Below are 13,040 nucleotides of genomic sequence, written 5' to 3'. Positions count from 1 at the left end.
CACCCTCTTTAAACATAAAAGTGCTGTTACGAAGCGCTTCGGCTGGCAACATAGCGAAGCGTCACTTACTATCAGAACCCTATGGATATAAACCTTCCTGGATTTATGCTGGCGCTTCTCCCTGTCGCACTTTCACCAGGAGCAAGCTTCACTCTTGTTATGAGCAGTGCTCTTGCCGGCGGCCGCAAAGGATTAATCAGAACTCTTGCCGGGACAGCTTTGGGCATATACACCCATGCGCTCCTCATCGGGCTTGGTATAACCGCAGTGATCATCTCTTCTCCGGCGACGTTTGCTGTGTTGAAGATTTCAGGAACCGCCTACCTTCTCTGGTTAGGAATAATGCTCATCCGCAGCGGTATAAGGGCAAATTCCGTAAGTGTCACTGAGACAAAGCATTCGGTAACGCTGAGAGAAGCGTGGATAGCTAACGTATTAAATCCCAAGGCCATCATTTTTTACCTGACCGTTGTTTCACAGTTTGCAGGAAAACAGGGGGGCATTAGCAACTATCTGACGCTGGCCTCAGTACATATAGTGGTCATGAGCGTCTGGCTTTTAGCCGTCAGCCGAACGCTGGTCTTTTCAGTAAATTCAGTAAAAAAAACAAATCACCTGATGCTTAAAAAATACGTCAACATTGCCGGTGGGATGCTGCTTATTGCCTTTTCTGTACACGCTGTTATCCGTTTATAGAAAGCTCTCTGCATCGCCTTGTTTTAACATAAGACTATTTTCCGGCACCCCCGCAGAGGCCTTCAGCGCGTTCCTGCCGCTAACGAAGCGTTTCCGGCACCTTTTTCCGGCCAGAATCCTGAAAAACGGCCATGAAGATTACGGAGCATCTGAATTATTATGCGGTGAGATTTACTCTCCACCGATTAGTGCTCGCAGATGCTGGAAACGTCCGCTTTTGGCTGTGAGTTCAATGGCTCGATGCAATGCTATCCTTAATCAAGGAGGGGATGGTCCGCTATGAGCGAGAAGCGGAAGTTGGTACTTTTGCGCTCAAATCCGACATTGATAAACGCGACCCGATAAATGTACAGCAAGTACGTTGAAAGCTGCTGATGACGATCTCGACGGCCGGACCGGCGTGTTGTCCCTCCTGCCGACAGAGTTAACGGATCTCGCAATCGCATTTGTCATGGTTGGCAAGTCTTCGGCGCCAGCCGGATACTCCAGAGTTCAGGCTGCTGGCTGTCATTGAATTCCTGACGAGTGAGTGACTGGTCGTTTGTGAGGTTCAGAACCTTCGGCTTACAGATGCGACTGAAATGCCGGGCAGCACCACGCTGAGGCGCGCCTGTCATTATTTTAGTGCCAAAGCGCATAGAGATTAAAACCTGCCAGTGTGGCAGGTTTGAGGCCGGAAAATAGCAGCTACGACTTGAGGATTTCAATAAATTCTTTCACTGATGTGCTGACAGACAGACGCTCTACACGACGCTCATCGTCCATCAGTGACGCCAGGCCGGCCAGTATATCAATGTGCTCATTGTCTTTTGAGGCAACGACCACCACGACAAACGCGACGTGACCTTTATCCCATTTTACACCGTCAGGGAACTGAAGTATGTGAAAGCAGCTCCGTAGCACCAGCGCGCTGTTACGGCGATTCACATGCGGCATAGCCACACCCGCCCCAATCCATGTTGATAATTCCTTTTCCCTCTGAACAAGCGCATCGTAAAAACCGGCGGCAACGGATCTTTTCCTGGCCAGTTCATAATCTGCCAGCCTGAGCGCGTCATCTCTGTTTTTGGCTGAGCAGTTAAGCGTGATGTCTGATTCGGTAACTATCATTTTTTTAAATCTCCTGTGGCGTAGTCAATTCGGGTCCAGGCAATATGCCCCTTACTGCCTGAACTTGCGCTCAATTTCTTCAAGCGAAAGCCCACGCGTTTCAGGCAGGAATTTAAATAATAACGCCAGCATGACCACGTTGCATACGGCGAAGATGCCGAACGTCGCCCCACCCCCCCAGGCGTTCAGCATGATCGGGAAGAGAGACTGAATGATAAAATCAAAACCAAACAGGCCGAATACGGCGATACCCATGCCCAGACCGCGAATGCGCAGGGGATAGATTTCGGAAAGCATTAGCCAGAATACCGGTGCGATCCAGCCCTGCATGAAGACCAGAAACAGCGACATAAGACCCAGTATGATATAGCTGGCACCTTCAAAATTACCCTGTAACACACTGACGCCATTATGCTCTTCAGTATGAAAGCAGAGCCTGAAGGCCAGTCCAATCAGTATCAGCACGATTGTCACGCCAATCTGTCCACTCAGGAACATTTTACGCCGTGGCAGTTTGCCGATGATAGCCATACCCAGAATAGTGGCAACGATTGAGATAAGGCCGTTTGCTACGGCAGCAGTGACCGCAGCCGCATCTCCAAGCCCAGTCGACTTGAGAACGGTTGGCGCGTAATACATGATGGTATTAACCCCCGTTACGCGGGTAGCCAGAACAATCATGAGCCCTATGAAGATCAGCTGGATAACCCACTTCTTGCTGAGTTCTTTACGAATGGAGAGGTGATTTTTATCCAGAGCAATGATGTTGCGGATGTCGCTGATCTCTTTGTCTATCTCTTCAGGTTTGCGCACGCCTGCTAAAACACGCCGTGCTTCTGCTTCTTTGCCTCGTTGCAAAAAGAATCGCGGGGATTCCGGCATCATCATCATGCCAAACCACAGCAATACGCCAGGGATGGCCGGAATGGCCAGCATGAGACGCCAGTTATTACTCAGTTCAGGATAGGCATTAACAATGCCGGCGTTTACTGAATATGCGAGGAACTGACCTGTTACAATCATGAGTTCATTGACCGTGACGAGCCTCTCCCGCTGATTTGCGGGGGCAAGTTCGGCAATGTACACCGGCACCGTGACCGAAGCGCACCCGACAGCAAGACCCAGTATGAATCTCGCTACGAGCATTGAGGTAACGTCCCAGGCCAGGGATGTGGCAATCGCGCCGAAGACGAAAATGACGGCTACCCACAGCAAATTTTTTCTGCGCCCCTGGCGGTCTGACAGCATTCCCCCGAACAAAGAGCCGAAAGCGGCCCCGAATAAAAGAGAAGACGTAATGATGCCTTCTGCGGTCGGGCTGAGGCCTAAATCACGCGTCATAAAGAGCAACGCGCCGGAAATGACACCCGTGTCATAGCCAAAGCAAAGGCCCCCGATAGTTGAGACCAGCGTAATGCGTTTTATGTTGGGGCTGGATGTATTGTTCGGAACGGCCGTTGACTGTCTGGGCAATTTCTCTTCCATCATGATCATCTCATCCTGGCTGTAAAAAATTTCAGGCAGCCCTGTATAAGTATCAATCAGCGGGCTGCTCGTTCGCGGTCAGCAGGCAGTGTTTAAAAAAATGCCTGTGCATTGTTCGTTTTATAATTAACTTACAATGAAACTATTATTCCAATGACGGAAATTGCTTTTACAGGCACTCTGATTGATAGGTGTGAAGCCATTCACATTTCATTGTCATGATGATAACAAATTTATTCGCGATACTGGTTGTTAACTTCATGTATTTTATTAGAAAATAAATTTATTCACGAAATAATACGTCAGAAGAAAATATCATTGCACGGCTGTTTGTGAGGCGAAATAAACACATAAAGCCTTCTTTTATTCAGGGTTGTCGTATGATATTTTTGCTTATAAATAAAAAAATAATATATTTATCAGTAATTTATTAATGAGCAACTTTTGATGGTCAAAAAGTGTTATGCACTCCGCAAAATAAAAATTTCACAATGATGATTATTGAAACGCGATTGCTATCTATATATTTTCACTTCAGTCGTGAAAGCAGTAGGCAGTTTTAAAAATGACTTACCACACTATTCAGGGATGCCGTGAATAGCGCTGTCTGCACTTATTCAAACTCGTTGAGGTTAAAAATGTTAAAAGTTGCGTTACTTGGTGCCGGTCGCATTGCTCACGTGCACGCACGTCATATTCACGATCATCCAGACACGATTCTTTACTCCGTTTCTGACATTTATCCAGATGCGGCTAAAACGCTGGCTGAAAAGTATGCGGCACGCGTATTAACCACAGATGAGGCTATCGCCGATCCTGAAGTGGATGTGGTGTTGGTAGCAACGTCTACAGACACCCATGCAGGCTTCTCTCTGCAGGCCGCGCGTGCAGGCAAAGCCATTTTTTGCGAGAAGCCCATCGATTTGAACATTGAGCGCGTGAAGTCCTGTGTCGAGGAAATCAAGAAGCTGGGCGTGCCCTTTATGATCGGCTTCAACCGTCGCTTTGACCCTAATCATGCCCATCTGAACCGCGCGCTGCGTGCTGGCGAGATCGGAGAACTGGAACATCTGCAAATCTCCTCGCGTGACCCCTCTCCTTTACCGGATGACTATCTGCTTGTGTCAGGAGGCATGTTCCGTGACATGACCATCCACGACTTTGATATGGCGCGCTTCCAGCTGGGAGAGGAGCCGGTCTCGGTCTCCGTCACTGCGGCGGCGCTGGTCAGTCCGACCGTTAAAGAAGCCGGCGACGTTGATACTGCCGTGATCACGTTGCAAACCGCTTCAGGAAAAATCGCCGTCATCAACAACAGCCGTCGTTCCGGCTATGGCTATGACCAGCGCATTGAGGCGCATGGTCAGAAAGGTTGCCTCTCGGTGCACAATGTCCCGACTACTACGCTGGTTAAAATTACCGAAGAGTTTGGTGCACAGGCACAAAAGCCGCTGCACTTCTTCCTTGAACGCTATCAGGAAGCCTTCAGTGAGCAGTGGAAAGCCTTTGTGGCGGCGCTGAAAGACAACCGTCCCGTACCGACAAACGCTGACGACGGCCTGAAAGCATTGCTGCTGGCTGAAGCCGCGGTAGAGTCGTTCAAAACCCGTCAGACCGTCTCAGTCAGCCTGTAAGGAGCACATGATGAAAATTGGATTAGTCTCTGACAGTCTTGCTCATCTGCCGGTTGATGAGGTGCTGAGAACCGCATCAGATTTAGAACTGAATTGTATTGAATTCGCGACCGGGAACTGGTCTACCGCACCGCATCTTGACCTCGACAAACTGCTGTCAAACCCCGGCGCACGCGCTGAGTTTAAAAGCAAACTGCGCGATAATGGGCTCACTTTGTCAGCGCTGAATGCCAACGGAAATCCACTGCATCCGGGCCCGACGGGCAAAGTCCACTCCGACTGCCTTTACAAGACGATGGAGCTGGCGAACCTGTTTGAAGTAGAAAACGTGATCACCATGTCCGGCCTGCCGGGCGCACCGGGCGACAGCTTCCCCAACTGGATTGTGACCTCGTGGCCTCCGGAAACCCAGGTGATCCTGGAACATCAGTGGGAAGTGGCACAGGCTTACTGGACGAAGACTGCTCAGGCTGCACGTGAGAAAGGGGTACGTATCTGTATTGAATTACATGGCCAGCAGCTGGCCTATAACCTGCCTACCTTTATGCAGTTACGTGAAATCACTGGTGAGGTGGTAGGCCTCAACTTTGACCCAAGCCACATCATGTGGATGGGCGGTGACCCTCTTGCTTTTATCCGGCAGGCGGGCAGCATGATTTACCATGTGCATGCTAAAGACACTTTCATCGACACGGTGAACCGCACTACCGCCACGGCACTGGATAATCGTCCAATGACGCAGAGCCGTGAACGAAGCTGGTCATATGTTACGCTGGGGTATGGTCAGACAGAGTCCTGGTGGAATGCCTTTTGCTACACGCTGGCACATTTCGCCAGCCCGGACCTGACACTGAGTATTGAACACGAAGACATGAACCTGTCACGCATGGAAGGCGTCATTAAGTCAGTAAATATGCTTAAGCGCACGGCGACCTTCGAAAAGTCAGATTACGTACTGCCTGCAATATGATGCTCTCACCCTGGCCTCAGTGGCCAGGGTTTCTGTAAAGCAGTTCACCCGTGTCAGGTCGATGTCCGGATACCTTCCAGCCAGCGATTTTTATACTGTGTGGGGGGAATACCTACCACATTTTTGAAGACACGGTGGAAGTTATTGACACTCTCATAGCCCACCTTACCCGCAACAGAAGTGACATCCATATCGGTGTTCAGCAACAGTGATTGTGCTTCGCCAACGCGACAGCGGATAATGTACTGCTTTGGCGAATATCCAGAAAACCGTTTAAATACGTGTATCAGGTAGAACCGTGTTATGCCAAGTTCCTGTGTCATGGAGTCCAGCTTTATGGGCTCTTTGTAGTGCGCATCAATAAATTCTTTAATCGACAGGCCCAGTGAAGATTCGGTTTTGGTAAGCTCATCCTGACGCGCCAGCGAAATGTTGCGACACAGGATAATAATAACGTTCACCAGATGATGAGTTACGACGCCGTGATGAGCCGCTTTACTGAATATCTGTGCACACAGGGCATCAAACAGACCCTGCAGTGTGGACTGGTGTTCACCGCTGGCCATCACAGCGCTTCTGTCACGGCCAGTCAGATGATTCTCATCCAAACCCTCAATATGCAGGCCATTGATCCCGCAGCTGTATATCAAAGAATCTGCGCTCAGGTGTGGGCGTTCATCATGAATAACTCCCTGGTTAAACACCAGAATATCCCCCTCCTGAGCATGATACTGACGTCCCCCAATCAAATATTGCCCCGTACCGCGCGCAATAAACATTACCTCAAGACGGTCATCGTGCTTGTGCATGACGCGCGGTATGGCAGACTCCTCTCCTTCGGTGCGGCAGACAAACAGCAACTTTGGACAGGCGTTTTTCACGTACCCTGGATAGATGGCCACATTGTCCTGGCATTGATGGAGCATAAAAACCTCAGAGGGATAATTTAACATTAATGTAAAGCATTAACCCGCCGCGGGGCGGGCTGAAGATCTTATTTTTTCTGTTCGGCACTCACAAAATCCTGCACGTTATCAGGAGTGATGGTTTTGTAAGGCACCCAGGTATAGGCATCAACTTTTTGTTTATCGAGCAAGGCGCGCGCTACCTTCACGGAGCCGGTTGCCTGTCCACGCGCATCCTGAAAAATGGTCAGCGCCATGCCGCCATTTTGCACAAACTTCACCCCGTCAGGCGTGCCATCAATGCCCGCCACCATAACCTTTTTGTTTTTGGCCTGACTGAGCGCCATTACTGCACCGATGGCCATTTCATCATTATTTGCCGCGATGCCGTCTACAGGAGTGCCATTCAGCAACCAGCTGGAGACAACGTCCACCGCCTCATTGCGTTGCCACTTCGCCGATTGCTTCTCGACCACCTTCATATCTTTATATTTCGCAATGACCTGTTCGGTTGCACGGGTCCGCTCACGCGCCTCTTCATTGGAAAGCGCGCCCATCAGAATGGCGATATTGCCTTTATAGTTCATTCGTTTGGCCAGGGCTTCCATCTCCAGCGTGCCTCCGAGCGCCGAGTCTGAACCGACATAAGCGACATTCTCTGGCAGTTTGACTTCCGGTTTGCGGTTGACAAAAATCAGCGGGATCCCGGCATTTTTTGCCGCAGTCATCATTGGTAACACTCCCTGCGTATCCACCGGATTGAGAATAATGGCGTCCACGCCCTGATTGATAAAATCATCCACCTGCTGAACCTGAAGGGCAACGTCACCTTTGGCATCCACAAACTGGCCTTTCAACTGCTCGTTCCGGAGTTCTGTTTCCATCTGACCTTTTAAAATAGAGATAAAATTCAGGTCAAAATTGGCCAGTGCCACGCCGACTTTCATCTCTCTGGCTTGTGCTGAAAATATTGCTGCTGCTGTTAATACTGCAACGACGGGTTTGCTGATCTTCATATTGTCACCTGTAGGTTGAGGTATCTTTTTTTTATATTAAAAACAGCATGTGCAGGATGAAATTTCACTCACATGTATCACGTGCTGCACCTTCATTTTTGCAAATAACCTGAAAGTAACAAGGATCTAAATTGCTTATAACTACAACTTAACCAACTGAAAATTAAATAATCGTTAAATCCGTAATTCAGCTAAGCTATCAAAAATTGCTATTAAGTGATTGCAGTCACAAAAATAAACAGACTTATTTATCACAAAACCATTTGGCCTTCTGACAATGTGCAGCAATCGGTTGTATCCCCTGTGAGTGCATGCTGGTTTTTTTGCCGGAGGGTTTCTCATGACGATGATTTCAATATTTTGTACGGGGACTCCCGCTCCGTAATTCGTTTGCGTTACCCAGCCGGCATTCGTCAGCATGCTGTTTACCGTCAGGCTGACACCTGGTCTCACGAGAAACAGACTCATTCTGATCGGGCGCAGAACGGACAGGAGACCGTAGGACAGGTAATGGCATAAAGCGGATGGAGTCAGATAAACGTTTGCTTAGAGCGAAAAGCAGAAGTTCGCATTTGTCACAAACTCCGGTGACCCTGATCCCGAATATCATCAGGTATAATTACGAATAACTGGCTGCAGGCTGGTTACGAGGTATGATAACCGGCAAACTTTTCAGCCAATTCGGGTGGCGTCCATCAGCCCCCCCCAGAATGGAAACGGTACTGGTTATCGTGTGTCAGCCAGGCTCCAATTTTGCCCCGACAGCCCCCAGCGACATGAATCAATTCTCGTTCAAGCATTCCTGACGTAGCACGGCACTGCTGTAGAATTATCCTCAGAACTACCCGTCCCCGAATGTAGTGAATTTATAAGTTTACTACTACATTCATTTCATTCATGTTTGAATGATTATCACTCGCATAAGAGATTAATTCTCATCTTCGGTTAGATTTGAGCACTACGAAATACGCATCTTTTCTTAACAGCTGTAAGTAGATTGGGAATGCATAAACTCACCCCACATTAGCACAACTTGTGTAATTTTTGGAAAGACAGGGAAATGAAAAAATATACAAAATCTTACAGCCATAAACGCCATTTTTGTAAGCTTTGGTTGGTAGTTTACAGTGGTGCATTAATATCTTCAGCATCCAGTTATGCCACAGACGAAAATAATACCCTCATCGTCAGTGCAGCTGAGCCAACAGACAGCGGATATTCCAGCGCCTCCACTTCAGTCGCCAGCAAAACCCCCACCACCAAACTCAATGAAGCACAATCAGTTAGTGTAGTGACAAAAAAACAACTTGATGATTACCAGGCAAGTAGTTTGTTCGATGCTATGAGATTTGTTAGTGGTACTGCTCAATCCAATACCTTAGGAGGCACCGAAGACAGTATTACTCGTCGTGGTTTTGGTAATAATTCGGATGGTTCAGTATTTCGCGATGGAATTCGCAGTAGTCAGGGACTGAATTTTGATGCCACTACGGATCACGTTGAAGTATTAAAGGGATCATCTTCCTTATTGTATGGTATTTTAAACCCTGGCGGGATGATCAATGTGGTCAGTAAAAAACCACAATACGAATGGCACACTATTATTGGAGGACATTACAACAGTACGGGTGGCGGTGCAGGAAATATTGATATCACAGGACCGCTGGGTAATGGTTTTGCTTTCCGCCTGATTGCTGAGAAACAAGAACAGAATTATTGGCGTGGTTATGGTAATGATAAGCATAACCTGGTCGCACCATCTTTACAGTGGTACGGTGATAAAGCCAGCTTCAATATAAATTACGAAAGTTATGAATATGATATTCCCTACGACCGTGGCACGGCCTTTATAGATGGCAAACCTATTAATATTGATTATAAAACCCGTCTGGATGATTATTCAAATCATGCATGGGGACGTAATCAGACATTCAGCACCCACTGGGATTATCAGTTCAACGATATTTGGTCTACTCGTGTTACCTTAGGTATGAACCAGAGAAAGTATAATAGTAACATTGTCACAGTGACAGCTGTCAATACAAAAACAGGCGTAGTAACTCGCCGCCCAGATGCTTTTCGAGGTTTTAACCATAAAACAAAATATGTTTCCTGGGATGTTGTTGGTAACCCAGAAATCTTAGGAATGACTCATAATTTGGTTTTTGGCACTGATTATGAAATGAATCAAACCTACCGTGCTAACGGTTATAATGGTACTAAAAACACCGATTTCACCTTAAGCAATCCAGTCTATGGAATTGAAACTGTAACCGACAGCAGTACGGTTAAAACCTCTGAAAGTAATCTGTTAAACCGTATTCATAATCGTTCTTTATATTTTAAAGATAATATTGAACTGACGCAGAATTGGATTGCGGTAATAGGTTCTCGTTATCAGCATTATGAACAGCGAGAGTCAAGTGGCAGTTCTTCCACTTTGGACTATAGCAATGAAGGTAATAAGTTTTTGCCGCAAACTGGCGTTGTTTACAAACTTACACCTGACGTGTCATTTTACGCAACCATGAGTAAGTCATTTACTCCATCGACGAATCCTGACGACAATGGCAATGTTGGTGCTCCTCAGCAAGGCACAACTTATGAAATTGGAAGTAAATGGCAGATGGCGCCAAACCTCTTAGCTACAGCGGCTCTTTATCGTATTGATGCAAACAATCTTGCTTTATTCATAAATGGTGCAACGTATGCTGTTGATAAAGTCCGTTCTAACGGATTGGAATTGGAATTAAATGGGGAGATTTATCCTGACTGGGATTTGAACGTCAATTATAGCTATAATCAGGCAGAGATTGTTGAGGATAATAATAACTCTGATAACAATGGCAATCGTCTTCAAAATGCCCCAAGAAATTCTGGTGCGGTATATTTAAGTCATAACATCAATTTTAACGCTGTACCAGGTGATTTCCGTATTGGCGGAGGCGTCAGATATGTCGGCGCGCGCGCGGGGGATCCTGATAATAGTTTCACACTTCCAGCGTATACCGTCGCAGACAGTTTTATTGGATGGGATAATAAACTGATTGGTAAAAAAACGCACTTGCAGTTAAACATTAATAATTTATTTAACAAACATTACTACCCATCTAGTGGCGGTAATTTGCGCGTTGCCGAGGGGCAAACGCGTAATTTGGTGCTCAGTGCAAGTGTAGAGTTCTGAAGCCTGGCTCTTCATCTCTGAAAACATAAGAAATTTTATCAAAACCCTGGCCAGAAAATCATCTGCCAGGGGAGTATTATGTCAAAGAGATCCAATTGTCAGTGCTTGATGATGTTAATTAACAGAACTCCCTGAAATGAAGAGTCGATAGTTAACATCTATTTTTCCGTGCTATGCATTTTATGGCGGGGCTCAATATGAGTAACAAGATGAAGCGAGCGATAATGACATTGCTTTTGCTATAGCCACTGGCATCTCAGAGCAAAACCCTCACTGATAGTCTGCATCGACTGGTCAATATTCCGACAGCCCGCAGCGGATAGTGATTGGTGAAAAACGGATGATTTATACCCTTGCGTTTGTGGAAGACGGTAACCCGGCTAAAAGAATAGTTGGCTGGCCTGCAGATCTGCGTAATACCGATAGACAAACATGGGATCGTTACGTCAAAGCTTTTCCCGACATTGGCAAAATTCCTCAGATTGGCAACTCCAACTTCTCGCAACGTAATGTTGAAAAGATTATCGCTCTGCGGCCTGAATTGATGATCCTGCCAGTCTATGCCCGTACCCCACCCAATGATTCTCAATTTATGCAGCAGTTACAAGCGGTGAATATTCCGGTGTTGTTTCTCGATTTTCGTGTGAATCCCCTCGCCAATACCGTTTCCAGTTTGCGTAGACCAGGTACGGCGCTCGGCGATGAGGACAAAGCTGAACGTTTCATTGCCTTTGACCTGCCTCAGGATTAGATACAAGGCTTAGTTAGTAATGTCGGAACCTTGACCCGCTCCCCGTAAACCAACATACCATGATGCAAGTAACGTCCGCTTCTGGCTGTGAGTTCAACTGATAGATGCAACACATTGGTTAAAACGCTCTGCGGGTGATTCATAGTCCAGCGTTTTTCTTAGCCTCTCGTTGAGCTGCCTGGCAACACTGTCTGGTCTTTGCTGGCTGTGAACCGATAAGTCAGTTCCTTTTGGAAAATACTGCCTGAGCAATCTGTTTGTATTTTCATTGGAGCCGCGTTGCCAGGGGGATTGAGGATCGCAGAAGTAAACCTGGATATCTGTGGCTACAGTAAACCGGGTGTGGCTGGTCATTTCAGCGCCCCGGTCCCATGTTAATGTTTTATAAAGCTCAGCAGGTAATTCCCGGGCTTGTCTGATGAGTGCAGATTTAACCGTTATGGCCTTGTTGTCCCTGATTTTGGCCAGCATAACAAAACGGGAATGACGTTCTGCGAGGGTGACGATATAGGAGTTTTTCGAGCCCTGGATCAGGTCACCTTCCCAGTGACCCGGTATGGCTCTGTCTGCGGCTTCCGGTGGCCTTTCGCTGACAGGTATCGCATTCGGGATTTTCCCTGACCCTTTCCCTTTAAGCGATCATGTTCTGGACCTACGAATCGCTCTTCCGCTTCTGAGGCATTGCTGCAGTTCTTTTTTTAATGCACCCCGGGTTTGTATAAAAAGCGTTTTATATATCGTTTCGTGTGACACATGCATTTCCTGATTATCCGGATAACAGCGTTTCAGCCAACCGGCGATTTGTTCCGGCGACCAGTCCTGATGCATTTTCTCTGCGATGATTTTACACAATGCGGGGCTTTCAATTAGTTTGCAGGGTTTTGGTCTCAGCGCATTTCCCCACGCAGCAGTGTCGGCTTTTGCTGCACGGTATTGCCTGGCACCTCCGTGCCTCCTGACCTCGCGGCTAGTCGTTGAGGGGGCTCTCGATAAGTTGGCAGCAATGTCCCTGATGCTGATTTTTGCTACCAGCGCTCTGGATATTTCCTCTCTTTCATCAAGTGAAAGCGCTAAAGGATGCCGCTTTCGGACAGGGGGCGGTAGCCACCAGTCTGGTGGATAGTGGGCATAATAGAAGAATAATATCTGTCGAACATTCTGGCGATATCATGCAGGGAATCACCTTGCTTATATCTGTCCCGGATAATCGCCTTCTGCTCTGGCGTGTAGCTAATCCGGGTTCTTCGTTTCATGGCAACGTCCCCCTTGATTAAGGATAGCGTTGCATC

At 47.4% G+C, this 13,040-nt stretch carries 9 protein-coding genes and 1 pseudogene; 5 read left to right on the top strand and 5 right to left on the bottom strand.

The genetic code is table 11. From position 1 onward, the window contains the following. The first annotated feature begins 81 nt into the window (after window positions 1–81). Window positions 82–696 carry a LysE family translocator gene (locus QSK07_RS10095; protein ID WP_285720786.1) on the top strand — a complete coding sequence of 205 codons (615 nt, stop codon included), beginning with the start codon at window positions 82–84 and terminating at the stop codon, window positions 694–696. Window positions 697–1,383: 687 nt separating this feature from the next. Here QSK07_RS10095 and QSK07_RS10090 read toward each other — a convergent pair. Together QSK07_RS10090 and QSK07_RS10085 are read right to left on the bottom strand one after the other, a co-directional pair. Then, the gene (locus QSK07_RS10090) at window positions 1,384–1,806 is read right to left on the bottom strand and encodes a PTS mannitol transporter subunit IIA (RefSeq protein WP_285720787.1); all 423 of its coding nucleotides are present in this window, start codon (window positions 1,804–1,806) and stop codon (window positions 1,384–1,386) included. A gap of 51 nt (window positions 1,807–1,857) precedes the next feature. Next, window positions 1,858–3,294, bottom strand: coding sequence for a sugar porter family MFS transporter (locus tag QSK07_RS10085; RefSeq protein ID WP_285720788.1), 1,437 nt, complete (start codon window positions 3,292–3,294; stop codon window positions 1,858–1,860). A gap of 635 nt (window positions 3,295–3,929) precedes the next feature. On the opposite strand from QSK07_RS10085, the gene iolG reads away from it, so the two are divergent. Beyond that, window positions 3,930–4,925, top strand: coding sequence for an inositol 2-dehydrogenase (gene iolG, locus QSK07_RS10080; RefSeq protein ID WP_285720789.1), 996 nt, complete (start codon window positions 3,930–3,932; stop codon window positions 4,923–4,925). A 10-nt stretch (window positions 4,926–4,935) separates the two neighbouring features. Beyond that, complete coding sequence (locus QSK07_RS10075) at window positions 4,936–5,895, top strand: sugar phosphate isomerase/epimerase family protein (RefSeq protein WP_285720790.1); 960 nt, start codon at window positions 4,936–4,938, stop codon at window positions 5,893–5,895. A gap of 53 nt (window positions 5,896–5,948) precedes the next feature. On the opposite strand, the gene QSK07_RS10070 is transcribed toward QSK07_RS10075, so the two are convergent. Next, complete coding sequence (locus tag QSK07_RS10070; RefSeq protein ID WP_275219843.1) at window positions 5,949–6,797, bottom strand: helix-turn-helix domain-containing protein; 849 nt, start codon at window positions 6,795–6,797, stop codon at window positions 5,949–5,951. Window positions 6,798–6,889: 92 nt separating this feature from the next. Beyond that, window positions 6,890–7,816, bottom strand: coding sequence for a substrate-binding domain-containing protein (locus QSK07_RS10065; RefSeq protein ID WP_285720791.1), 927 nt, complete (start codon window positions 7,814–7,816; stop codon window positions 6,890–6,892). Window positions 7,817–8,876: 1,060 nt separating this feature from the next. Here QSK07_RS10065 and QSK07_RS10060 point away from each other — a divergent pair. After that, the gene (locus tag QSK07_RS10060) at window positions 8,877–11,000 is read left to right on the top strand and encodes a TonB-dependent siderophore receptor (protein WP_285720792.1); all 2,124 of its coding nucleotides are present in this window, start codon (window positions 8,877–8,879) and stop codon (window positions 10,998–11,000) included. Window positions 11,001–11,322: 322 nt separating this feature from the next. Beyond that, window positions 11,323–11,751: a TroA family protein gene (locus QSK07_RS10055; RefSeq protein WP_285720793.1), complete on the top strand. Its 429-nt coding sequence runs from the start codon at window positions 11,323–11,325 to the stop codon at window positions 11,749–11,751. Window positions 11,752–11,844: 93 nt separating this feature from the next. Here QSK07_RS10055 and QSK07_RS10050 read toward each other — a convergent pair. Next, window positions 11,845–13,004: pseudogene (locus tag QSK07_RS10050) on the bottom strand (IS30 family transposase). Window positions 13,005–13,040 lie beyond the last annotated feature (36 nt).

It is taken from the genome of Pantoea sp. QMID4, from assembly GCF_030270445.1.
Lineage (GTDB): Bacteria > Pseudomonadota > Gammaproteobacteria > Enterobacterales > Enterobacteriaceae > Pantoea > Pantoea vagans.
Note: the sequence above shows the minus strand (reverse complement) of the source record. Positions and strands in the feature narration are given on the sequence as shown.

Coding starts and splice junctions, on each gene's coding strand:
- QSK07_RS10095 (WP_285720786.1), top strand. CDS start 82: ATGGATATAAACCTTCCTGGATTTATGCTGGCGCTTCTCCCTGTCGCA.
- QSK07_RS10090 (WP_285720787.1), bottom strand. CDS start 1,806: ATGATAGTTACCGAATCAGACATCACGCTTAACTGCTCAGCCAAAAAC.
- QSK07_RS10075 (WP_285720790.1), top strand. CDS start 4,936: ATGAAAATTGGATTAGTCTCTGACAGTCTTGCTCATCTGCCGGTTGAT.
- QSK07_RS10065 (WP_285720791.1), bottom strand. CDS start 7,816: ATGAAGATCAGCAAACCCGTCGTTGCAGTATTAACAGCAGCAGCAATA.
- iolG (WP_285720789.1), top strand. CDS start 3,930: ATGTTAAAAGTTGCGTTACTTGGTGCCGGTCGCATTGCTCACGTGCAC.
- QSK07_RS10085 (WP_285720788.1), bottom strand. CDS start 3,294: ATGATGGAAGAGAAATTGCCCAGACAGTCAACGGCCGTTCCGAACAAT.
- QSK07_RS10060 (WP_285720792.1), top strand. CDS start 8,877: ATGAAAAAATATACAAAATCTTACAGCCATAAACGCCATTTTTGTAAG.